The sequence below is a fragment of the Bradyrhizobium sp. Kon37 genome, assembly GCF_055807535.1.
The window spans coordinates 435829-459188 of record NZ_JBVVOY010000001.1 but is presented as its reverse complement, the minus strand read 5'-3'; the positions used below and the strand labels follow the sequence as shown (position 1 = coordinate 459188).

The 23360-nt window shown below is 64.7% G+C and carries 21 protein-coding genes; 11 read left to right on the top strand and 10 right to left on the bottom strand.

The window, feature by feature from the left end:
• Positions 1-11 precede the first annotated feature (11 nt).
• The 5 genes from AC0L3J_RS02215 (at position 12) to AC0L3J_RS02195 (ending at position 5534) form a co-directional block, all read left to right on the top strand.
• The gene (locus AC0L3J_RS02215; RefSeq protein ID WP_007615962.1) at positions 12-965 is read left to right on the top strand and encodes a DMT family transporter; all 954 of its coding nucleotides are present in this window, start codon (positions 12-14) and stop codon (positions 963-965) included.
• Between the two features lie 12 nt (positions 966-977).
• A complete protein-coding gene (gene ispG, locus AC0L3J_RS02210; protein ID WP_027514566.1) occupies positions 978-2261 on the top strand; it encodes a flavodoxin-dependent (E)-4-hydroxy-3-methylbut-2-enyl-diphosphate synthase in 1284 nt (427 codons plus the stop codon).
• Between the two features lie 133 nt (positions 2262-2394).
• Entirely contained in the window at positions 2395-3291 is an 897-nt protein-coding gene (locus AC0L3J_RS02205) for a TauD/TfdA dioxygenase family protein (protein ID WP_473345757.1), read from the top strand.
• An 80-nt stretch (positions 3292-3371) separates the two neighbouring features.
• Positions 3372-4709, top strand: a complete 1338-nt coding sequence (locus tag AC0L3J_RS02200) for a Rieske 2Fe-2S domain-containing protein (RefSeq protein WP_473345755.1) — start codon at positions 3372-3374, stop codon at positions 4707-4709.
• A gap of 3 nt (positions 4710-4712) precedes the next feature.
• Positions 4713-5534, top strand: coding sequence for an N-acetylmuramoyl-L-alanine amidase (locus AC0L3J_RS02195; RefSeq protein ID WP_473345754.1), 822 nt, complete (start codon positions 4713-4715; stop codon positions 5532-5534).
• A gap of 26 nt (positions 5535-5560) precedes the next feature.
• On the opposite strand, the gene AC0L3J_RS02190 is transcribed toward AC0L3J_RS02195, so the two are convergent.
• The 3 genes from AC0L3J_RS02190 to AC0L3J_RS02180 all read right to left on the bottom strand — a co-directional run bounded on the left by AC0L3J_RS02190 (position 5561) and on the right by AC0L3J_RS02180 (position 8650).
• Positions 5561-7168 (bottom strand): Na+/H+ antiporter, encoded by a 1608-nt coding sequence (locus AC0L3J_RS02190; protein WP_473345753.1) that lies wholly within the window; start codon positions 7166-7168, stop codon positions 5561-5563.
• Positions 7169-7216: 48 nt separating this feature from the next.
• Positions 7217-8083, bottom strand: coding sequence for a class A beta-lactamase (bla, locus tag AC0L3J_RS02185; RefSeq protein ID WP_473345751.1), 867 nt, complete (start codon positions 8081-8083; stop codon positions 7217-7219).
• Positions 8084-8275: 192 nt separating this feature from the next.
• A complete protein-coding gene (locus AC0L3J_RS02180) occupies positions 8276-8650 on the bottom strand; it encodes a nuclear transport factor 2 family protein (protein WP_473345750.1) in 375 nt (124 codons plus the stop codon).
• Between the two features lie 94 nt (positions 8651-8744).
• Here AC0L3J_RS02180 and AC0L3J_RS02175 point away from each other — a divergent pair, with 94 nt between their 5' ends.
• Positions 8745-9173 (top strand): GFA family protein, encoded by a 429-nt coding sequence (locus tag AC0L3J_RS02175; protein WP_473345748.1) that lies wholly within the window; start codon positions 8745-8747, stop codon positions 9171-9173.
• Between the two features lie 180 nt (positions 9174-9353).
• On the top strand, positions 9354-11180 hold the full coding sequence (locus AC0L3J_RS02170) for a caspase family protein (RefSeq protein WP_473345747.1): 1827 nt from the start codon (positions 9354-9356) through the stop codon (positions 11178-11180).
• Positions 11181-11216: 36 nt separating this feature from the next.
• Here the strand turns inward: AC0L3J_RS02170 and AC0L3J_RS02165 are convergent, their stop codons facing one another.
• Together AC0L3J_RS02165 and AC0L3J_RS02160 are read right to left on the bottom strand one after the other, a co-directional pair.
• The gene (locus tag AC0L3J_RS02165) at positions 11217-11909 is read right to left on the bottom strand and encodes a DUF1345 domain-containing protein (RefSeq protein ID WP_473345746.1); all 693 of its coding nucleotides are present in this window, start codon (positions 11907-11909) and stop codon (positions 11217-11219) included.
• Between the two features lie 7 nt (positions 11910-11916).
• The gene (locus tag AC0L3J_RS02160) at positions 11917-12840 is read right to left on the bottom strand and encodes a polyprenyl synthetase family protein (protein ID WP_456767119.1); all 924 of its coding nucleotides are present in this window, start codon (positions 12838-12840) and stop codon (positions 11917-11919) included.
• A gap of 160 nt (positions 12841-13000) precedes the next feature.
• Here AC0L3J_RS02160 and mtgA point away from each other — a divergent pair, with 160 nt between their 5' ends.
• From mtgA to AC0L3J_RS02145, 3 genes are all read left to right on the top strand, one after another.
• Positions 13001-13675 carry a monofunctional biosynthetic peptidoglycan transglycosylase gene (gene mtgA / locus AC0L3J_RS02155; protein ID WP_473288412.1) on the top strand — a complete coding sequence of 225 codons (675 nt, stop codon included), beginning with the start codon at positions 13001-13003 and terminating at the stop codon, positions 13673-13675.
• A gap of 170 nt (positions 13676-13845) precedes the next feature.
• Positions 13846-14028, top strand: coding sequence for a 50S ribosomal protein L32 (gene rpmF / locus AC0L3J_RS02150; RefSeq protein ID WP_007598106.1), 183 nt, complete (start codon positions 13846-13848; stop codon positions 14026-14028).
• Positions 14029-14171: 143 nt separating this feature from the next.
• Positions 14172-14813 carry a hypothetical protein gene (locus AC0L3J_RS02145; protein WP_456767121.1) on the top strand — a complete coding sequence of 214 codons (642 nt, stop codon included), beginning with the start codon at positions 14172-14174 and terminating at the stop codon, positions 14811-14813.
• Between the two features lie 6 nt (positions 14814-14819).
• Here AC0L3J_RS02145 and AC0L3J_RS02140 read toward each other — a convergent pair whose 3' ends face one another.
• The gene (locus tag AC0L3J_RS02140) at positions 14820-15080 is read right to left on the bottom strand and encodes a hypothetical protein (RefSeq protein ID WP_473345744.1); all 261 of its coding nucleotides are present in this window, start codon (positions 15078-15080) and stop codon (positions 14820-14822) included.
• A gap of 221 nt (positions 15081-15301) precedes the next feature.
• On the opposite strand from AC0L3J_RS02140, the gene AC0L3J_RS02135 reads away from it, so the two are divergent.
• Positions 15302-16996: an EAL domain-containing protein gene (locus tag AC0L3J_RS02135; RefSeq protein WP_473345742.1), complete on the top strand. Its 1695-nt coding sequence runs from the start codon at positions 15302-15304 to the stop codon at positions 16994-16996.
• A gap of 17 nt (positions 16997-17013) precedes the next feature.
• Here the strand turns inward: AC0L3J_RS02135 and AC0L3J_RS02130 are convergent, their stop codons facing one another.
• The 4 genes from AC0L3J_RS02130 to AC0L3J_RS02115 form a co-directional block, all read right to left on the bottom strand.
• The gene (locus AC0L3J_RS02130) at positions 17014-18522 is read right to left on the bottom strand and encodes a tripartite tricarboxylate transporter permease (RefSeq protein WP_473288416.1); all 1509 of its coding nucleotides are present in this window, start codon (positions 18520-18522) and stop codon (positions 17014-17016) included.
• Positions 18523-18526: 4 nt separating this feature from the next.
• Positions 18527-19012: a tripartite tricarboxylate transporter TctB family protein gene (locus AC0L3J_RS02125; protein WP_473345740.1), complete on the bottom strand. Its 486-nt coding sequence runs from the start codon at positions 19010-19012 to the stop codon at positions 18527-18529.
• Between the two features lie 82 nt (positions 19013-19094).
• A complete protein-coding gene (locus AC0L3J_RS02120; protein WP_473345739.1) occupies positions 19095-20069 on the bottom strand; it encodes a tripartite tricarboxylate transporter substrate binding protein in 975 nt (324 codons plus the stop codon).
• 205 nt (positions 20070-20274) lie between these two features.
• A complete protein-coding gene (locus tag AC0L3J_RS02115) occupies positions 20275-23142 on the bottom strand; it encodes a PAS-domain containing protein (RefSeq protein ID WP_473345738.1) in 2868 nt (955 codons plus the stop codon).
• Positions 23143-23360: the final 218 nt, after the last annotated feature.

Sequence of the window (23360 nt, the reverse complement as noted above, 5' to 3'; positions counted from 1 at the left end):
TTCAGGAAGAAATGTCCTCACCTCAAGCCATACCGTCCGCCGGTCGTCCCCTCAGTGCCGGCGCCATCGCCCTGATGCTCATGCTGTGCCTGACCTGGGGCTTCAACCAGATCGCGGTGAAGCTGGTGCTGCCGGACATCCCGCCGATGCTTCAGGCCACGTTCCGCTCGATGGGCGCGCTGCCGGTGCTGTTCATCATCGGCAGCTTGCGCGGCGTTAAATTCTTCGAGCGCGACGGCACCTGGAAGCCCGGTGTCATCGCTGGCTTGATGTTCGGCATCGAGTTCGTGCTGATCTTCCAGGGCCTGCGCTTCACACCGGCATCGCGGGCGGTCGTGTTCCTCTATACCGCGCCGTTCTTCGTCGCGCTCGGCTCCTACCAGGTGCTCGGCGAACGACTTGGCGGGACGCAATGGCTGGGGCTCGCCATCAGCTTTGCCGGCGTCGCGCTCGCGATCGGCGTGCCGCAGCCCAATGTCGATTCGCATGTTCTGCTCGGCGACCTCATGATCGTCGGTGGAGCCGCGCTGTGGGCGGCGACCACGCTGGTTGCCAAGGGCACCCGGCTGCGCTTCGCCGCGCCCGAGAAGGCGCTGGGCTACCAGGTCGCGACCTCGATCCCGATCCTGGGGCTGGCCGCCTGGCTGTTCGGGGAGACCATCCCCCACACCCCGTCGCCGCTGTCGCTGGGCCTGATGGCCTTCCAGGCGATCTGGGTCGTGGGAACCACGTTCACGCTTTGGTTCGCGCTGGTGAAGACCTATTCGGCCAGCAAATTGTCGGCTTTTACCTTCATCACCCCTTTGTTTGGCGTGGTGGGTAGCTATTTCATCATGCACGACACGCTGAACCTGACATTCGGGGCTGCCGCCGTCCTTGTCATTGCTGGGCTTTTTCTGGTTAACCGTCCCAGCCAATCCGCTGCGGCACCGCGCGATGCATTGCTGAACGTCACCAAAACCTGATATTTGGACGCCATGAACAAGCTCGAAAAGACCATCGATTCCGACGTTGCGGGCCCCGCGCCCCGGCACAAGACCACCCAGGTCAAGGTCGGCGACGTCGCCGTCGGCGGCGGTGCGCCGATCGTCGTGCAGTCGATGACCAACACCGACACCGCCGATATCGACGGCACCATTGCCCAGGTCGCCGCGCTCGCCCGCGCCGGCTCCGAAATGGTCCGCATCACAGTGGACCGTGAGGAGGCCGCCGCCGCCGTCCCGCACATCCGCGACGGCCTGCTCAAGCGTGGCATCACCACGCCGCTGATCGGCGACTTTCACTATATCGGCCACAAGCTGCTCGCGGCCTATCCGGCCTGCGCCGAGGCGCTCGCCAAATATCGCATCAATCCTGGCAATGTCGGCTTCAAGGACAAGCGCGACACCCAGTTCGCCGACATCATCGAGATCGCCAACAAGAACAACAAGCCGGTGCGCATCGGTGCCAATTGGGGGTCGCTCGACCAGGAGCTCTTGACCAAGCTGATGGACGAGAACGCCGCGTCCGCCGATCCGCGCGACGTGCGCGCGGTGACGCGCGAGGCCATGGTGCAGTCCGCGCTGCTCTCGGCCGCGCGCGCCGAAGAGCTCGGCATGCCCAAAGATCGCATCATCCTCTCTGCCAAAGTCTCGGCCGTGCAGGATCTGATCGCGGTCTACCAGGATCTCGCCAGCCGTTCCGACTACGCGATCCATCTCGGCCTGACCGAGGCCGGCATGGGCACCAAGGGCATCGTGGCGTCTTCGGCGGCGCTCGGCATCCTGTTGCAGCAGGGCATCGGCGACACCATCCGCATCTCGCTGACGCCGGAGCCCGGCGGCGACCGTACCCGTGAGGTGCAGGTCGGCCAGGAGCTCTTGCAGACCATGGGCTTCCGCACCTTCGTGCCGCTGGTTGCGGCGTGCCCCGGCTGCGGCCGCACCACCTCGACCACCTTCCAGGAGCTGGCCAGCTCGATCCAGGGGTTCATCCGCGACGAGATGCCGACCTGGAAGACGAAGTATCCCGGCGTGGAAGAGCTCAACGTCGCGGTGATGGGCTGCATCGTCAACGGCCCCGGCGAATCCAAGCACGCCAATATCGGCATCTCGCTGCCGGGCACGGGCGAGGCGCCGGCTGCCCCGGTGTTCGTCGACGGCAAGAAGTTCCGCACCCTGCGCGGCCCGACCATCTCCGCCGACTTCAAGGCGCTCGTGATCGACTACATCGAGCAGCGCTACGGCCAGGGCGCCAAAGTGCCGGTGACCGCGGCGGAGTAGCCTTTTGCGGCGTGTAGCCCGGATGGAGCGCAGCGAAATCCGGGTTCTCGCAAGCTGACGAACTCAACCCGGATTGCGCTTCGCTCCATCCGGGCTACGATGTCCCCAATCAAGAGCGATCGGGAGACACGCCATGAGCTCACTCGCCGGCAAGCAGGGCCCGCGCTATCGCCATGCGGCGGACGATGGCGCGCCATATCAAACCATCGCGGTCGAAAAGCTCACCCCGATCATCGGCGCGGAAATTTCCGGCGTGGACATCGGCAAGCTTGTCTCGGACGACGCCCGCTCCAACCGGCAGATGGACGAGGTCCACCGCGCGCTCGCCGAAAACCTCGTCATCTTCTTCCGCGACCAACACATCACACCGCAACAGCACCTCGCCTTCGGTCGCAAGTTCGGCGAGCTGCATTTCCATCCTGCCGCGCCGCATGAGGATGAAGACCCGGCGCTGATGAAGATCTATGCGGATGCGAACTCGCCGCGCGCCAACGGCGAGGGCTGGCATTCCGACGTCTCCTGCGATCTCGAGCCGCCGATGGGCTCAATCCTCTACATCAAGCAGTGCCCGCTGCGCGGCGGCGACACGTTGTTTGCCAACATGTACGCAGCCTACGAGGCGCTGTCGGACCGGATGAAGGCCTACCTCGACGGCTTGACCGCGCTGCATGACGGCGAGCCGATCTATCGCGGGCTCTACGCCAATTACGGCGTCGCTGACCGCCCGTCCTATCCGAGTGCCGAGCATCCCGTGGTGCGCACGCATCCGGTCACGGGCAGGAAGGCGCTCTACGTCAACCGCGGCTTCACCCGCCACATCAACGGCATCCCGCGCGACGAGAGCGATGCGATGCTGGCCTATCTCTACCAGCACGCGGAAAACCCGCTGTTCCAGTGCCGCTTCCGCTGGACCGAGAACGCCATCGCGTTCTGGGACAACCGCTGCACCCAGCACCGCGCGATGTGGGATTACTGGCCGCACACGCGCTCGGGCACGCGGGTGACGGTGAAGGGGGAGCGGCCGGTTTAACCCGCCTGCGCACCGCTTCCGCGTTGACGTCTTCCCGCGTCCGCGCCAATCTCGCCGAAAACAAATCGGGAGGATCATCCATGCTCCGCGCCGAGGACAACAAATTCCTGACTGAGTCGGGCCCCGGAACGGGGATGGGCGAATTGCTGCGCCGGTTCTGGATCCCCGTGCTTCTCTCCGAAGAACTCCCCGAGCCCGACGGCGAGCCGAAGAAGATCGTCGTGCTCGGCGAGGAGCTGCTTGCCTTCCGCGACTCCCGCGGCGTCGTCGGAATCCTCGACCAGTACTGCCCGCATCGCGGTGCCAATCTCTGGCTCGGGCGCAATGAGGAATGCGGCATCCGCTGCGTCTATCACGGCTGGAAGTTCGATACCGACGGAAGCTGCGTCGACATGCCGACCTCCTATCCCGATCTCAACGCCAAGGATCTCATCCGCATCAAATCCTATCCGGCGCGTGAATGGGGCGAGATGATCTGGGCCTATATGGGCCCGGCTGACGCCATGCCTGATCTGCCCGATCTCGAAATGGCGCTGCTGCCGGCTTCGCACCGCTATGTCAGCAAGAAATGGCAGGACTGCAACTGGGTGCAGGCGCTGGAAGGCTCGATCGACACCGCGCATTTCACCTTCGCCCATCTCTCCTTCGACAAGGAGGAGAACGAGATTCTGGACATCAAGAAGCATTTCGTGAATCCGATCGCGCGGATGTCGAGCGATCACATGCGCTGGATCGCCGAAGATCCACGGCCTGTGATCAAGATCCAGGCGCACCCGGCTGGCCTCACCATCGCCGGCGGGCGGCTCACCGGCGGCGACAACATCTACTGGCGCATCGCGCAGTTCCTGATGCCGTTCCACGCCTACGCCCCGAGCGCGATGCCGGGCGAGAACATCTTTGGCCAGACCTTCGTGCCCGTCACCGACACCAATTGCTGGATCTACACCTATGCCTGGAATCCGGAGCGGCCGCTGACGCAAGCCGAGCGTGACGCCTTTGACCGCGGCAATGGCGTGATCGCGGAGGTCGGCGACGATTATGTGCCGCTGCGCCACAAGGGCAACGACTATCTGATCGACCGCAAGCTGCAGAAGACCAGGAGCTACACCGGCATCAAGGGTGTCTCCGAACAGGATGCGGCCGTGCAGGACAGCCAGCGCCCGATCGCCGACCGCACCCGCGAGCATCTCGGTCCGACCGATCTCGGCATCATGCATTTCCGGAAAGTCGTGATGGAGCTGGCGCGGGCGCTTCAGCAGGGCGAGCCGCCGCCGCAGGCCGCGCATCAGGACCGCTACGCTGTGCGCTCGGGCGCCTGCGTCACCAGCAAGGCCAAGGACCTTTCCGCGGTGATGCTGGAGCGTTTCGGTGACGCCACGGGCTTTGTCGGCCGACCGCGAACAGCGGCAGCGGAGTAGCGCTTGGGGCAGCCGCGCAGCATCCTTGCAAGTCTCGTCTCGACGCTCATCGCGTCGATCTTGCTATGGTCGCTGGCGCCTGCAGGTGAGGGCCATGCTGCTATCGCGCGGAAAATCGCGAAACCCAAGCCGCAGCACGCGCCGGTCAAATGTGAGATGTCGAAATTCCGGATCGTCGTGGATGTCGGGCACACCCCGGACTCCTACGGCGCGTTGAGCGCACGCAACGACACTGAGTTCGGCTTCAACTTCCGGCTTGCGAGTCTGATCACGGCGAGGCTCAAGGCCGAAGGCTTTGCCGCGACCCGGCTGCTCGTCACGGCCGGCAAGGCGCGGCCGAGCCTGCTCAAACGCGTCAGCACCGCGAATGACGCCCGGGCCGATCTCTTCCTGTCGATCCATCACGATTCGGTGCCGGACAAGCTGATCGAGACCTGGGAGTTCGACGGCGCGAATAGCTATTTCAGCGATCGCTTTTCGGGCCACTCTCTGTTCGTGTCGCAGCGGAATCCGCACTACGCTGCGAGCCTGATGCTGGCCCGGATGATCGGCCGGCAGCTAAAGGATCAGGACCTGCATTATGCCGGCCAATACACCCTGCCGGTGATGGGCCGCTACCGGCGCCAATTGCTCGACAAGGATGTCGGCGTTTACCGCTATGACGGGCTCGTCGTGCTCTCGCAAACCCGCAGCGCCGCAGTGCTGCTCGAAGCGGGCTCCATCATCAACCGCGACGAGGAGATGGCGATGAACTCGCCGGAGCGTCAGGAGATCATTGCGGGCGCGGTGGCGGTGGCGATGAAGGAATTTTGCGCGAGGCGGTAGCTTGCGCCGCTAGCAATGACGGGAATCTATAGCGGCCCGCCCCGGTACTCCCGGTTCGCCAAGCTTGCCTCCTCCAGATCCAGATCCCGCTCGATCCGCCGGCGCGTCTCGTCGGTGATCTGGCCGTCGCGCAGCAGTTCGTGGATGAATTTGCGCTCGGCGGCGATCAGGTCGCGGGTCAGCGCGGTACCTGCGGCGGAGACGTCGTGGTGGGTGGGATCGAGCGAATCGGGAAGCTGGTTGACGCGGATCTCGTGGCGCGCGCGCAGGAGCCGCATCACCTCTTCGGATACGTCCTTCTCCTCGTTCAGTGCGTCGAGCGATTTCAGCGCTGCGTCGAGGGCCTGGCGCCGTGCGGCAATCTCGGCCTCGTGCTCGGCGGCATGCTCGCTGCGGCCGGCTTCGGCGACACCGAGCCAACGCACCACCGGGGGCAGCGTGAGGCCAACGCCGATCAGCGTGATGAAGATGACGCCGAAGGCAACGAACAGGATCAGGTCGCGAAACGGAAAGGCCTCGCCGCCCGGCAGCGTGAACGGCAGCGCCAGCGCTGCCGCCAGCGACACCGCGCCGCGCACGCCGGTGAACGCAAGCACGAACGGCCATTGCCATGGTGGTGACGGATCGCGCGCGCGCAACGACTTGCTGAGCATCCGTGGCAAATAGGTCGCGGGATAGAGCCAGGCGAAGCGCGCGATCACGACGACCGCCAGCACCACGGCGGTCGCGATCATGATGTCGTCGAGCGGGAACGCCTTCGACTTCTCGTAGAGCGCGCGCATCTGGAACCCGGTGAGCAGGAACAGCAAGCCCTCGATGAGATAGATCACAAGGTCCCAGAAGAAGATGCCCTGCAGGCGCGTCGATGCCGAGATCAGCAGCGGACCGTTCCAGCTGACATAGAGGCCACAGGCGACGGTGGCGATCACGCCGGAGCCCCCGAGATGCTCAGGCAGCCAGTAGGAGACGTAGGGCGTGATCAGCGAGAGTGTCAGCTCGACCTGCGGGTCCCCCGACCATTTGCGGAACCGCAGGGAGAGCCAACCGACCCCGATGCCGAAGGCGATCTCGCCGGCGACGATGAGCAAGAACTCGCCGCCTGCCAGAGGCAGCGAGAAGTGTCCGACCATGATTGCGGCGAGCGCGAAGCGGTAGAGGATCAGCGCGGTGGCGTCATTCGCGAGCCCTTCGCCTTCGAGGATGACCATCAGCCTGCGCGGCAGATGCAGCCGGCGCGCGATCGCGAGCGGCGCCACCACGTCGGGCGGCGCCACGATGGCGCCGAGCAGGAAGCCGATGGTCCAGGGCAGGCCGATGAAATAATGCGTGGCGGTTGCGACCAGTGCTGTGGTGAAGATCACCGCGCCGACCGCCAGCATCACAATGGGGCGAAGATTCTTTTTGAACTCGCGCCAGCTCATCGCGACGCTTGCCGAGTAGATCAGCGGCGGCAGCACCATCAGCAGCACCAGTTCCGGCGGCAGTTCGACCGGCGGCATGCCCGGCACGAAGGCGAGGCCGACGCCGGAGAGCATCAGCAGAATGGCAGGCGCGATGTTGAAGCGGCGGGCGACAAGCGCGGTGCCCGCCAGCACGGCGAGCAGGATGAGAAAGGTCTGAAATTTCGCTTCCATGATGATCTGTCTTCACCCGGAAGCGGCCGCAAGGTCAATGCATGCGGCTCACGCCAGCCGCTCGGCCACCATGCGGCCGATGCGTGCGAACACGGCTTCGATCTGTGCCGCGCTCGGCGTGCCGCCCTGGGTATAGGCCGCGATCAGGATCGGCGCATCCGGCTTCGTGTCGGGCTTGGGCCAGGCCACCGCGATGTCGCCGGAGGCGTCCTTGCCGTTGTTGCCGGTCTTGTCGCCGATCTTCCAGCTTGCGGGGAGCCCGCCACGCAGCCGGTTCGCACCGGTCTTGCAACCCACCATCCATTCCGTGAGTTGAGCACGCGAGGTGGCCGACAGCGCCTCGCCCGTGAGCAGCCGGCGCAGATTGCCCGCCATCGCTGCCGGCGTCGTGGTGTCGCGGGGATCACCGGGCGGTGAGCGGTTGAGCTCGGGCTCGTTGTGGTCGAGCCGCGAGGTGCTGTCGCCAAGCGATCGCCAGAACGCGGTGAGTGCGGCGGGGCCGCCGATCCGCGCCAGCAACAAATTGGCGCAGGTGTTGTCGCTGAGCTCGACGATCGCCTTGCACATTTCGGTGACCGACATTGCGCCGGCGGCAATGTTTTGCTTGGCGACCGGTGCGTACTCCAGCAGGTCGGCCTTGCCGTACGGGATCATGGCCGCAAGCTGATCTTCGCCACGATCGACCCGCGCCAGGACGCAAGCCGCCAGCGAAGCCTTGAATGTCGAGCACATGACGAACCGTTCGTCGGCGCGCCAGGCGAGCTTCGCGCCGGTCGCGAGGTTCTCGGCATAAACCCCGATCCGGCCGCCACTCTCGCGCTCATAGGCTTCGAGTTCGGGTGCGTCCGCGGCGAGCGCTGGAGAGGCGGCAATCCAGCACAGTGAGGCAAGCAGCGAACGGCGGTCGAGAAGCATGGGGGACCTTTTGAGCGAGACGGGGCGAGATGGAGATGCGGCATGCACTCCATCCGCATCGTCATTGCGAGCGCAGCGAAGCAATCCAATCTGTCTCCGCGGAAAGACTCTGGATTGCTTCGCTTCGCTCGCAATGACGGAGGATGTGGGAAGAGTGCGCCCGATTTCGGGCAGCGGAAGATTAGGCCTCCCTCACTCCCGCAGGTCATACCGATAAGACTTCGATACGATCTGCCAGCCGTCGGCGAGCTTCATCGCCACCAGATAGTCGGTGAAAAAACGCGGCGGCAGTTGGCACCGAACCTTGATGAAGGCGGTCTTGTCGTCGGAACGGTCGATCGTGACAATGAAATCCTCGCGCGCCTTGCCTTCGGCCTTGCCGGAGGGGCGCTTGCGCACCCGGTCGAGCCAGTCCGGCACGGTCAGCACCTGCAGCTCACCTTTCTCGACCCAGCGCAAATCGGCGGAGGGATGGAAGATCGCGCCGAGTTTGTCGGCATCGCCCTCGTAAAGTCCGTCGAAATAGGATTGCACGACGGCTTCGACGCTCGAACGGTTCTGGCTCATGGGTCATCCCTTTGAATGATGGCTCGGGGCGAACTTAGTCGTACACATCAAAATGCGCTATGGGAGTGCGTACCATTTGCGCGAGGACACTGTGATGACCGGATCAGAGAATTCGAACGCTCGTATCCTGGTCGGCGAATGCTACTGCCGCGCCGTGCGCTACGAGGTGGCGGACGCATTCTCCTATGCGTTGAACTGTCATTGCTCGGATTGCCGCCGCACCACCGGCGCCGCCTTCAAGCCGTTCGCCGGCATCGAGCAGAGCAAGCTCCGCATCGTCAGGGGCGAGAACCAGCGCACCATCTACGGTGACGACACCACCCACGACGCCCACTGCGCCCGTTGCGGCTCGCTGCTTTATTCCCGGGTGCGCGAGGGAAAATGGGTCCATGTCGCCATGGGAACCCTGGTCGATGCCCCCTCGATCCGACCGAGCGCCCACATTTTCGTGGGCTCGAAGGCGCCCTGGCACGAGATTACGGATAATCTGCCGCGATATCGGGGCCACGTGGGAGATGGCTGAGGGAACCTGCTGCGCGCCTGTTTCTCGGCGAACCGCGCCCGGACTGGCGCGACAAACAAAAGGGGCCTTTCGGCCTGCCGCTGGCGCCACCTTCGTGACCTCCATCACAAGCGCTCGCGGCGGATCCTGCTAAAGCCATCCCAAAGGGGCTTGAAATGCCCTGAACCCGGAAGTCGTGCCATGCGCAAATTGCTCAGACTTTGCCCCCTTCTCCTTGCCGTCGCGCTGCTATTCGGCACCGGGCCGGCTTTCGCCGGAAAGCGCGTCGCGCTGGTGATCGCCAACTCCGCCTATCAGCATGCGCCGTCACTGACGAACCCCGTCAATGACGGTTCGGTGATGACCAGGACGCTGAAGGAGGCCGGGTTCGACATCGTCGATTCCCGGCACGATCTGACGGCGCAGGAAACCCGGCGTGTGCTGCGCGAATTCGCCGACGGGACCCGCGATGCCGATATCGCCGTGGTCTATTATGCCGGCCACGGCATCGAGGTCGAAGGCTCGAACTATCTGATCCCTGTCGACGCCAAGCTGGAGCGTGACACCGACGTCTTTGACGAGGCGCTCTCCCTCGACCGCGTCCTGGTTGCGGTCGAACCGGCCAAGCAGCTTCGCCTGGTTATCCTGGATGCCTGCCGTGACAATCCCTTCGGCAAGACCATGAAGCGCACGGTTGCCTCGCGCGGCATCGGCCGCGGCCTCGCCCAGGTTGAGCCGACCAGCCCCAACACGCTGATCGCCTATTCGGCCAAGGCCGGATTCACGGCGCAGGATGGCGACGGTGCCAACAGCCCCTTTACCGTGGCGCTGTCGAAGCATCTGACGACGCCGGGCCTCGACGTCCGCCGCGCCTTCGGCTTCGTGCGCGACGACGTGCTCAAGTCGACAGGTAACAAGCAGGAGCCGTTCGTCTATGGCTCGCTCGGCGGCGAGGACGTGCCGCTGGTGCCGGTCAAGGTGACCGCTGCGGCTGCCGCTGCGCCCGCGCCGAACCCGCAGGCCGATATCCGCCGCGATTACGAGCTCGCGCTCCAGGTTGGCAACAGGCCGGCGTGGGATGCGTTCCTCGCCCAGCATCCCGACGGCTTCTATGCGAGCCTCGCCAAGCTTCAGGTCGAAAAAATCGGCGCCGAGCAGGCTCATGCGGCGGCCACCGAGAAGGCGAAACAGGCCGAGGCCGAGCGCGATCGTCTTGCCGCACTTGGCGCGCAGAAGGATACGCAGGCCAAGGCAGCCGCCGATGCGAAGGCCGCAGAGCAGGTACAGTTTGCCGCGCAAAAGGCCAAGGAGCAGGCGCAGCAGCAGGCGGCCGCCGCCGAGCAGCAGCGCGTCAATCTCGCCGCCGCGGCGCCGGGTGCAGCGCCAGCCAGCACGGCGAGCCCAGCCGGTACCAACGTCGCGTCGCTGACGCCGGCCACCGCGCCGGCCGATCTTAGCCGCTCGGTGCAGACCGAACTCGGCCGCGTCGGCTGCTTCTCCGGCGCCGCCGACGGCAACTGGACGACGTCCGCGCAGCGCTCGTTGTCACAGTTCAACCGTTACGCCGGCACCAAGCTCGACGTGAAGGTGGCGAGCACCGATGCACTCGACACGGTCAAGTCGAAGCAGTCGCGCGTCTGCCCACTGGTTTGCGAGCACGGCTTCAAGGCCGACGGCGACAAATGCACCAGGATCGCCTGCCGTGATGGCTATGCGCTCAATGACGACAACGAGTGCGAGAAGCAACGCGCCGCCAAGCCCGCCAAGCCTTCGACTGCAAAGCGTGAGGACGGTGAGGAACGTCCCGCACGGCAGCGTCGTCAAGCCGGCGGTGAAGCTGCCGGAGCAGCGAGCGGCTTTGGCGGCGCTGCCGGCATTGCGGCTGCCGCTGGCGCTAGCCGTCGCTCGAGTGGCGGACAGCTATTCTGCAATAGCGGCGGCTGCCGTCCGGTCAACCGCGGCTGCCATCTCGAATATCGCGGCGGCGGCGGCCCCGGCAACGATGCCAATGCCGAGGTCTGTAATTAACTCCCAATGTCGTCCTGGCTTTCGCCAGGACGACGACTACGTCGAGATCGCGCTCGCCGCGATGTTGACCGTCAGCGCCAGCAAGGCCGTGTTGTAGATGAATGAGATGATGCCGTGCGCGGTGGCGGTGCGGCGGATGGTCTTGCCGGAGATGCCGACGTCGGAGACCTGCGCGGTCATACCGATCACGAACGAGAAATAGACGAAGTCCCAATAATCCGCGTGGTCTTCCTTGTCGCCGCTGGGAAACTGAAGGCCGCCCGGCGTGGCGTGCCGGTAATAATCATGCGCATAATGCAACGCGAAGATCGTGTGCACGGCGGCCCATGACAATACGATGGTGGTGATTGCGATGCTCAGCTCCAGGACGCCGCGATGCGGCGTTCCAAGCTCGGAGACGATCGCGGCGATGCTGGCGAAGGCGCCGATCGCCGTCACCAGCAGGATCACGAAGCGACCGTCGTCCTGCATCGCTGCGGCGCGGCGGATGTGCTGGTGGTCGTTGCACAGCATCATCGCGTAGACCAGCACCAGATAAACGGCGATCAACGCATCCCAGCCGAACAGAAGCCGGGTGACCAGCCGGTGCGAACCCGGGATGAGCAGGCAGACGATAATACCAACGGCAAGCGACATGAACGTTCGCGGACGCGCATAAATCAGCCGCATCGGCCGCGACATCTTGCGAAAACGGGCGAGGGCGGGGTCTTCCTTGTTGCCGCCCGCCATCGCGCTATCAGCTCTTCCGTTCGGCCACGAACCGCGCAGCCGCTTGCAGCACGGCGGCGCGATCGCCGAAAATCGAGACCGCGCCGTCGGCGCGCGCGAGCAGGTCGCGCACGCGCTGCTTGGCGCCTTCGATGCCGAGCTGGGTGACGAAGGTGGTCTTGCCCAGCGCAGCATCGGCGCCGGCAGGCTTGCCGAGCGCGGCGGCATCGCCTTCGACGTCGAGCAGGTCGTCGGCGATCTGGAAGGCTTCGCCGAGCGCGCGGCCGTAATCGTCGAGCGCCTGATATTCCTTTTGCGAGGCTTGGCCGAGGATCGCGCCGGCGATGCAGCCGTAGCGCAGCAGGGCACCGGTCTTCATCTGCTGAATGCGGGCGACGTCGATCGGCTCGTTGCCGCCAAAGCGGCCTTCGCCGGCGAGGTCGAGAATCTGGCCGCCGACCATGCCGCCGATGCCGGCGCAGCGCGCCAGTGCGCGGGTCAGCAAAAGCCTGACATTGGCGTCGCGATGGATCTCGTCGCGGGTGATGATGTCGAAGGCGAGCGTCAACAGGCCGTCACCGGCGAGGATCGCGGTCGCGTCGTCGGTCTTCTTGTGCAAGGTCGGACGGCCGCGACGCAGGTCCGAATTGTCCATCGCCGGCAGATCGTCATGGATCAGCGAGTAGCAGTGGATGCATTCGAGGGCGGCGCCCACGAGCAGCGCGGCTTCGCGGGGAACACCGAACACCGCCGCACTCTCGACCACTAGGAACGGCCGCAGGCGCTTGCCGCCATTCAGGCTCGAATAGCGCATTGCGTCCATCAGTCGCTTGGGCCGGGCGATCTCATCGGGCAGGATGTCGTCCGACAGCAGGCGCCCGAGCAGCGCCTCGGTGTCATCAGCGGTCTTGTCCAGACGTTTGGCGAAATCGGACGGGGACGTGCCGGTCATCAAGAAGGGCTCCAGAACTAAAATTCGGCGGGACAATCCTTTATGCGCCCGCCTCAGTCAATCGTTTGGAAGGCCTAAAAAGTGCTGGAAAAGGCCCGAATTATCACAGACTTAATGCCGGGCCCGTGGCCGCGTTTCGTTCTGCGCCGGAAAGGTTGATTTGCGCGTCGTCAAAACCCTTCTCCTGGTGCTCGCGGTCGCGGCTCTCGCGCCCTATGTCGTCGCGCCGTTCTACCGCACCGGTCATCCCGTTTCGACGCTGATGATCTGGCGCTCGCTTCGGGGTGCGCCGATGCAGCGGGAATGGATCGATCTGGCGGCGATGTCGCCCTCGCTGCCACGCTCGGTAGTGGCGGCCGAGGACGCCCATTTCTGCAAGCATCACGGTATCGACTGGGGGGCGCTGCGTGAGGCGGTCGACGATGCCCGGGAGGACGGCACCCCGTTCCGGGGCGCTTCCACAATCACCCAGCAGGTGGCGAAAAACCTGTTCCTCTGGCAGGGGCGGGACTTCGTCCGCAAGGCGCTGGAATTCCCGCTGGCGCTGTGGATCGATCTCGTCCTGCCCAAGGCACGGATCCTGGAGATTTACCTCAACATCGCCGAGCTGGGGCCACAGGGCCAGTTTGGGGCCGAGGCGGGCAGCGCCTATGCCTTCGGCAAATCGGCGGCGAACCTCTCCCCCCGGGAGGCGGCGCTTCTGGCCTCGATCCTGCCGAATCCGGTCAAACGCAGCGCCAGGACGCCGGGACCGGGTGTCCGGCGGCTGGCCGGGACCTATGTGGCGAGGGCGCAGGCCAGCTCGCTTTCGACCTGCTGGCGGGAGAATCGCTGATTTCGGGTCCTTTTCGGGCGCATTTTCCGGCCCCAGAGCCCTAGATTTAAGGCAGGCCTTCCTCTATAAGCCCGGCCTTGACCGGCATTCAGCTCGCCTCGGTTTGCGGGTGCTGAGCCGTCCCTCCGCGGACGATGCCCTGATGACACCAATCCCTAGAGGATACTGAAATGGCCGTTCCGAGAAGAAAAACCTCGCCGTCGCGCCGTGGCATGCGCCGCTCGGCTGACGCCATCAAGAAGCCGACCTATGTGGAAGACAAGGATTCCGGCGAACTCCGTCGTCCGCACCATCTCGACCTCAAGACCGGCATGTACAAGGGTCGTCAGGTCCTGAAGAAGAAAGAGTCCTGAGTTCGGGACCTTTCTTTGGGCAGGACGATCGGGCCTGCCTGATTTCGGCCAACCCATGAGATATGACAGTGACGGCGGCGGAGCGAATGCTTCGCCGCCGCATTGTCCTGTCTGGATATCTTGATCGAGAAGGCATTTCGCCGATGGTCGGTTTCCCGCTGCTCCTGATCCCGCTCGCGGTCTACAACATCATCGCCTTCCTGATGCCGAGCGTGTCCTTTACGGACGTGCTGTTCAGGGTGCCGATGATCACGGGGGAGGCCTGGCCGGTCACGCTCGCCGACGTGATGCTCGCGCTAGGTGTCGTGCTGCTGCTGCTCGAGGTGGTCAAGGGCGCGCGGCCCGGCTCGAAATTCCTGATGGATCATTTGCTGTCGCTGATCGTGTTCGGCGCGGCTGCGGCCGAATTCGTGATGTGGCCCAAATTCGGCAACTCCACCTATTTCCTTCTGGTGCTGCTGGCGATGGCCGATTTCCTCGGCGGCATCGCCCAGCGCACCCGCCGCCGCGTCGCTTATGTCGCCGAAACGACGGTGCCAGCGCCGCGCAAGGCCAAGCGCCGGGCCGAGACGCCGGCGGATGAGTTCGAGCCCAAGTTCGAGCCAGTGTCCCCTCCGCAACCAGCTCCGGCAGAGCCGCCCGCGCCCACGGCGCAATCGGTCGCCGAATCCGTGCTGATGGATCACCCGGCGCCGAAGCCTGTGAGTACGCCCTCGCCGGAAATCCCCTCGCCGCATTTGCAGCCGGGCAACGGCACCCAGCCGTCTCCCGACGCGCCGCGCTGATCTACTTCAAGCCAGCTGCCGCGTGCGCGCGGTGACGCTCGGAAGCGTGCGCTTGCTGCCATAGGCGACCTGCGCATCCTCGGAAGACACGCGGCGGAGCCGGCTCGTCTGGGGCAGGTGCTCGGCATTGGCGATGAGCTGGGCGACGAAGCTCGGATCGGGGCGCGGCAGCGGTGCCTTGTGCACCCACTGCAAAACCGGCATCAGCGGCACCAGGGCCGAGCCTGTGCCGTTGTCCGCCACGTCCAGTTGATCCGTACTCAACATCGCAATCACCGTTGACCCGGCCTGGATTGTCGCGTTTCGAGACGCTGGCGCCGGTGCGTGTCATGTACTCGCAAGGCCTATGCCGGGCAGGCCGGTTTGGTTCCTGCGAGTGAGGAAACGTGGTTTCCAAATTGTTTATCAACTTTGCCTAGGGTCAATGGCGAATCTGGCTTTATCCTGTGCCGACTCAGGACTCCCCGCTGTCCCGAAACGAGGCGATTTTGACCCCCGCATTGCCGCAAGCCTCCGACATCCTGGCTGCCCTCGGCCAGGCCGTGTTCGCCTGGGACATCGCCAGCGATGCCATCGTCTGGGGTGAGCAGGTCGGCGCCATCTTCCCCGGGATTCCCACCGAACGGCTGGCCACCGGCGCCGAATTCGCAAAGCTGATCGAGCCCGCGCAATCGCTGCGGACCGCCGCGCTGGCGCAGACCTCGGCCGTGCATGGCGCCGACGGCACGCCCTATCGGGTCGAGTACGGCGTGCGCATGAGCGCCGCCGATCCCGTGGTCTGGATCGAGGAGACCGGCCGGTGGTTCGCCGGCCCCGACGGCCGCCCGGTGCGTGCGATCGGCTCCGTCCGCATCAACAATGAACGCCATGCCCGCGACGAGGAACTGACGAAGCTCGCCCGGCTCGATCCGCTGACCGGCGAGCTCAATCGCTCGCATCTGATCGCCGCGCTGGCCGAGGCTATCGAGGAGACGACCCGTTTCCGCTCGACCGCGGCCTTCATGCTGGTCGGCATCGATCATCTCGCGCGTGTCAACGAGGCCTTCGGCTTCGACGTTGCCGACGCCGTGATCCTCGACGTCGCCACGCGCATTCGCGCGCGCTTGCGCGGCGGCGACGTGCTCGGCCGCTTCTCCGGCAACAAGTTCGGCCTGATCCTGAAGAACTGCACCGTCGACGACATGAACGTCGCCGCCGAGCGCTTCCTCGCCGGCATCCGCGACGAGGTGGTGCCGACCAAATCCGGCCCGGTGTCGGTCACCGCCTCGATCGGCGCGGTCAGCGTGCCGCGCTATGCCCGCAACACCGATGAAGCCGTCAATCGCGCCCACGAGACCCTGGACACCGCGAAACAACGCCGCGTCGGCTCGTTCGCAGCCTGGCGCCCGGATGCCGCGCGCGACGCCCAGCGCCGCGTCAACATCCGCGTCACCGACGAGATCGTCACCGCATTGAATGAGCGCCGCATCAAGCTGGCCTATGAGCCGGTGGTTGCCGCCCTCTCGCGCGAGTGCGCTTTTCACGAATGCCTGGTGCGGATGGACCAGGGCGACGGGCAGGTGCTGCTCGCGCCCGACATCGTGCCGGTCGCGGAACGGCTCGGCCTGATCCGCCTGGTCGATCACCGCGTGCTCGAGCTCGTGGTCGCGGAGCTCGCGGCCGCGCCCGACATCTGCCTCAGCCTCAACATCTCCCCCGACACCACCATGGACCCGGATTGGTGGGCCGGAATCGAATCGCTGATGCGTGCCCATCCCGGCGTCGCCGAGCGGCTGATCGTCGAGATCACCGAAACCGTCGCGATCCAGGACATCGACGACGTGCGCGGCTTCGTCACCCGGCTGAAAAATTTCGGCAGCCGCATCGCCATCGACGACTTCGGCGCCGGCTACACCTCGTTCCGCAATTTGCGCAAGCTCGGCGTCGACATCGTGAAGATCGACGGCGCCTTCGTGCAGAACATCACCCGTTCCGCCGACGACCGCGCCTTCGTGCAGACCTTGATCGACCTCGCCCGCCGCCTCGACATCAAGACGGTGGCCGAATGGGTGCAGGACGAAGAAGCTGCGAACATGCTGCGCGACTGGGGCTGCGACTACATCCAGGGCCGCCTGATCGGGCTCGCCTCAGCCGACCGCCCCTGGGGCGCGCCGCCGGACAGCGCGCTGCCCGCGGCAGGCTAAGACACCCTGCCAACCCCTCACGCGCCCTCATCCAGCGCCACGAGCTCGCGCTTCTTGCGCAACGCGGGTAATAGCGGCGCTATCAGCAGCACCAGCGCGAGCGCAAGACACGCCGCCGAGATCGGGCGCTGCACGAATGTCCAGAGGTCGCCCTGCGACAGGATCAGCGACTTGCGCAGATTGTTCTCCATCATCGGTCCCAGCACGAATGCCAGCACCAGCGGTGCGGGCTCGAAGCCGAGCTTGCGCATGAAATAACCGATGATGCCGAATGCGATCATCACATAGACGTCGAACACGTTGTTGCTTGAGCAGTAGACGCCAAGGATCGTGAACAGGATGATCAACGGAAACAGGATGTTGTAGGGCAGCTTGAGTAGCTGCACCCACATGCCGATCAGTGGCAAATTGAGGATCAGCAGCATGACATTGCCGATATACATGCTGGCAACGATGCCCCAGAACAGGCCGGGGTTTTGCGTGATCAGCAGCGGTCCCGGTTGCAGGCCGTGGATGACAAAGGCGCCGAGCAGCAGCGCCATCACCACGTTCGGGGGGATGCCCAAAGTCATCAGCGGAATGAACGCGCCGCCGGCCGCCGCGTTGTTGGCGGATTCGGGACCCGCTACGCCCTCGATTGCGCCATGGCCGAAGCGCTCGGGCGTTTTCGACAGGCGCTTCTCCAGCGCATAGGACGCGAATGAGGCCACCACTGCGCCGCCGCCCGGGAGAATGCCGAGCAGGAAGCCGAGTAACGTGCCACGCGCCACCGGGCCGGCGCTCGCTTGCCAATCGGCCTTGTTGGGCAACAGCTGGGTGATCTTGGCGTTGATGATGTCGCGTTTGATCGCCTGCTCGGTATTGAGCAGCACCTCGGCGACGCCGAACAGGCCCATCACGACGGGCACGAGTCCGATGCCGTCGATCAGTTCCATGCGGCCGAACGTCAGCCGCGGCTGCGCCGTGATGCTGTCGAGGCCGATCAGTCCGAGCACGACGCCGATACATGCCATCAGAAGCGCCTTCGGCATCGATCCCTGAGTAAGGAAAGTGAGTACGATGAGGCCGAGCACCATCAGGCTGAAATATTCGGCTGGGCCGAACGCGATGGCGATGTTGGCGAGCCGCGGTGCCACCAACATTAGCGCAACGAGCGAAAATGTGCCGGCGATGAAGGAACCGAAAGCGGAGATGCCCAGCGCAGGGCCCGCGCGGCCCCGCTTCGCCATCTGGTGACCGTCGATACAGGTCACGACGGAAGCTGCCTCGCCGGGAATGTTGACCAGGATCGAGGTGGTCGAGCCGCCATACATCGAGCCGTAATAGATCCCCGCCATCATGATGATGCCGGATTCCGGCGTTCCTGACAGTGTCACCGGAAGCAACAACGACATCGCCGAGATCGGTCCGATGCCTGGCAGCACGCCGACTAACGTACCGATGAAGACGCCGATGAAGCAGTAGAGCAGGTTGATCGGTAGGAGCGCGATGCCAAACCCGTGCGCGACGTTGACGAGCGTATCCATGCGATCAACCGATCCCGAACAGGCCCGAGGGCAGCTGGATCAGCAGCAGCCGCTTGAGTACCCACCACATTCCGAGGGGCACCAGCACTGCGACCGGCATCGCCAGTGTCCAGCGCACCGGATCGATCAAGCGCAACAAAAGCAGCATGAGCGGGATCGACGACAGCAGGAATCCCAGCGGCTCGAGGGCAAAGGAGAACGCGGTGAGGCAGGCGATGACGAGAAGCGGCTTGCTCCAGCTCACATTGTCCCAGCGCGAAGCCAGCGTCGGCCCGCCCTCGGTGATGGCCGAAATGATGATGCTGGCCGCGAACACGCACATCAGGATGCCCGTGTAGAACAGCACGTAGCCGGAGCCGGGGTCGTTGATGGTGCCAAGCTTGAGCTTAACGCCCTGCCAGATCACGAAGCCGCCCAGCGCGAGCCCGATCAAGCCGCCCCAGAGTTCGGAGTTGTTGAGACGGAGTTTGACGGTGGTTTGGTCGTTCATCGATACCCTCTCGGCCGTGCCCCGGACGCTACGCAGCGCGACGCGGTGCGCTGCAGATCCGGGACACGAAAGTGGCTCAATCCTACTTCTTCGCAAGCCCGAGCGTGTCGATCACCTTGCGCTCTGACTCCGTGACCTCGACGACGAACTTTTTGTAGTCCTCGGTATTCTTGTAGCTCGGCACCATGTCGTATTTGGCGAGCGTGGCGATCACCGCGGGGTCTTCGACCGCCTTCTTGAAGGCGTCGTGCAATTTGGCGACGATCTTGGGATCCATGCCCTTGGGTCCTCCGATGCCGAACGGGGAATCGTAGACCATGGGATAGCCGAGTTCCTTCAGCGTAGGCACGTCAGGATAGTTCGGCGATCGCGCGCCGGTCCACACCATAAGAAGCTTCAGCTTGCCGGCGTCAACCAAGGGCCGCCAACCGGTGGAGTCGGCTTGCAGCATGGTGTGCTGGCCGAGTACCGCGGCGTTGGTTTCCGCCCCGCCCTTGAACGGCACCTGTGTGAGCTTGATGCCGGACATCGCGGCGATCTGCTCCATGCCGATATGAAGCGAGGTGCCGGTGCCCGGCGTCGCGTAAGTCACCTTGCCGGGATTTGCCTTCGCGAACTCGACCACGTCCTTCCAGGACTTGAACTGCGACTCCGCGCTGGTGGTTACGCCGAAGGTGTAGCCGGTGAGATGAATGATGTAGGTAAAATCCTTTGTCGGATCCCAGGACACCTCCTGCATCAGGGGCAGGCGGAAAACGGTGATCGGAAGCTGTGAAATGGTGTAGCCGTCCGGCTTCGCGGCCGCGGCCATGGTGGCAGGTCCAACCGTGCCGCCGCCGCCGGCCTTGTTGTCGATCACGATCGGCTGCCCCAGGACCTTGGAGGCGCTATCGGAGATCGCGCGCATCGAGATGTCGGTCGACCCGCCGGCCGGCCACGGCACGATCAGCGTCACCGGTTTGGTGGGATAGTCCTGCGCACCGGCGGCAGTCGAGAGCAACGCGCCCACGACATGCATGGCGGCAAAGGCGATTGTCTTCAGCCCGTATCGCGACATCGAAACTCCTCCCTCGCGGTGGCCTCGTGCGGGCCGCCGTTTTCTCATTGTTATGACGGGATTGTCCCCGAATTCATGGGAGAAGAAAAGCGCATTGCGCGGCCGCTCCGCGGAGGCGAGACGGTGATCCCGCCGAAAAACGCACGTGCGACAATTAGTCGTTTGGAAGCGTGCCGAGATACGGAATTTGCCTTCGGCTGAGCCCTTACGCGACGCGGCGGACTGCGCCCAGCGTCTCGATCATGCGTCCGACCTCCGCGGCTGGGCAGGGCTTGCCGAAATAATATCCCTGCACGGCGGTGCAGCCGCATTCGCGGACGAAGTCGAGTTGTTCGATCGTCTCCACGCCTTCTGCCGTGGTCTCGACGTTGAGCACCGAGCCGAGGCTGGCGATGGTGCGGACGATCGCCATACTCTCAGGGCTTTCACCGAGCGTGCCGACGAAGGAGCGGTCGATCTTGATGCGATCGAACGGAAATCTGCGCAAATAGCTCAGCGAAGAATAGCCGACGCCGAAATCGTCGAGGCTGACGCGCACGCCCAACGCACGGAGCTGGTGCAGGATCTCGATCGTCGCTTCGCTGTCGTCGAGCAGCGCCGTCTCGGTGAGCTCGAGCTCGAGCCGATGCGGCGGCAGGCCGGCCTCCGCAAGCGCGCTCGTCACCATCGTCACCAGCCCGCGCGAGCGGAATTGCACCGGCGACAGGTTCACCGCGACGGTGAGATCGGGCCAGGTCGCGGCGGTCGCGCAGGCCGTGCGCAGCACCCACTCGCCGATCGGAACGATCAGGCCGTTCTCTTCCGCAATCGGAATGAATTCCGCCGGTGAGACGAGGCCGCGCGTAGGATGCTTCCAGCGCAGCAGCGCCTCGAAGCCGGTAAGTTCGGTGGTGTCGAGCCGCACCTGCGGCTGGAATGCCAGGTGGAATTCACGGGCCTCCAGCGCGCCGCGCAGATCGTGCTCGAGCGCGTGCCGGCTGCGAGCCTCTTTCTCCATTTCGGGCTCGAACAGCTGATAGGCGCCGCGCCCCTTGGCCTTGGCCTGGTACAGCGCGAGGTCGGCGCATTTCATCAGCTCGTCGGCATCGAGCCCGTGATCGGGCGCGATTGCGATGCCGACGGAGACGCCGACATGCATTGACTGGTGCTCCAGCGGCGGCGGGTGACCGATGATCTCGACCAGGCGGCGCGCGAGCCTTTCCGCCGATTGCGGCTGCGGTCCGCGCTGGAGAATCGCGAACTCGTCGCCACCGAGCCGCGCGACGGTGTCGTGCTCGCCGACATTCTCCTGCAGCCGCGCCGCGACCCAGCGCAACAGCCGGTCGCCGGCCGCGTGGCCGAGGCGGTCGTTGACGGTCTTGAAATTGTCGAGGTCGAAGCACAGCACGGCCATCGCGCCGCCGGCGATCGCGACCTGGTTCAGTCCCTCGCCCATCTTCTCGCGGAACAGCGTGCGATTGGGCAGGTCGGTGAGTGAATCGTGCCGCGCCATGTGCGCCACGCGGGCCTGGGCCTTGTGACGTTCGGTGACATCCTCATAGGTGACGACCCAGCCGCCATGCTCCATTCGCTTGTGATTGAGCTTGATGATGCGGCCGTCGCCCAAATAGCGGTGCAGTGTGTGCTCGCCCTCGCGCAGCCTCTCGACATAGTCGGCATAGAGCCGCGCGGCGGTGGTGTTTGGATGGATGCCGAGCTCGCAGCTGTGCTCCATGATCTCGCGCATCGACACACCCGGCTTCACCAATTCGGGAGATAGTCCGTACATCTCGATATAGCGCCGATTGCAGACGATGACGCGCAAGCTCGAATCGAGCATGCACAAGCCCTGGCTCATGTTGTTCAGGGCCGCGTCGAAGCGCCGATACTGCTCGCTCAGCTCCTCGACTGCGTGCTCGCGCTCGGTGATGTCCTCGTAGGTGGCCACAAAACCACCCTCGGCCAGGGCGCAATAGCGCACCGAAATCGTGGTGTCATTCGACATCCGCCGGCGCATCGGCGAGGAGTTGCGGTCGGCAATCCTTGCGCTGGCGGCTTCCAGGAGTTGTTGCGGACTATACTCGGACGAGAACGCGCCGTTTGCCATCGAGCGTTCGATCAGTTCGCCGAGATGCGTGCCTGGCTTGGCCTCCTCTGGCGACAGCCGATAGATCTTTCGGTAGGTGGTGTTGCAGACGCGCAGGCGCATGTCGCTGTCGTAGAAGGCGAGCCCGTGCGCCATGTTCTCCAGCGCCGCATCGAGCATGAAGTTCTGCTGCCTCAGCATCTCCTCGTATTGCAGCCGCTCGGTGACGTCTTCGTGCACGGTCACCCAGCCGCCGTCGGGCAGAAAGCGGGAAACCACCTGCACCATCCGTCCGTCGTAGCGCATCACCAGCAGGGTTTTCGTCGTCCTGGTGCGCACGTCCTCCAGCCTGGTGTCGTGGAATTCGTCGGCCGACATCCCCGGCAGGTTGCCGCGCGAAAGCCAATGATCGATGGTCGCGCCGTGCGTGACGCCCGGCTTCACGATGTCCGGGTCGAGATTGTAGAGCTTCAGGAAACGTTCGTTGCAGACGACGACGCGGCTGTCGGCATCGTACATGATCAATCCGTGCGCCATGTTGGCGAGCGCGTGCTGGCTGCGCTCGGTCTGCACGCGCAGCTCCGCCTCGACCCGGGCGAGGCGGCTGACGTCATCGCAGATCGTCATCCAGCCGCCGCCGGGAAGCGGCTTTAGCTCCAGCGCCATGACCAGGCCGCTCGCGAGCGTCTGCTGAGTCCGGAACGGCTGGCCGGCTGCGATCCGCGCCATGCGCGCGGCATAGAGTGCGTCGACTTCCCCCGCAGGGATGTTGCCGAGGGCCACGCTGTGGGCGAGCACGTCACGGTAGCTCGTGCCGACCCGCACTTTCTCGGCCGACATGTTGAACAGGCTGAGGTAGCGCTGATTGACCAGCACGATCCGGTTGCCGGCGTCGTAGACGCAGACGCCTTGCTCCATGTGGTCGAGCGCAAGCTGGCTCAGCCCGACCAGGGCCTTCGGGCCCTGCTCGCGGCGTGCATCAAGCTCGTTGTCGCGGATCGACGTCATGGGGCGGCGGGGTCTCGGCGGGTAATAGACCTAACGCAAGGTAATTCGGTCGCCGAGGCTAGCGAAGATGCGGGAAAATTCCCTTAAGCGCCGTAGTTTACGGAGGGTGACCGGCGATGCAGGGATGCTGCCAATGTGAAGGGGGGCAATGTACCGTCGCGCCGGTCGGCCTGCGCAATTGCGCGTCAGGCCCCGGATGACATCGAATGTCTGGCCCA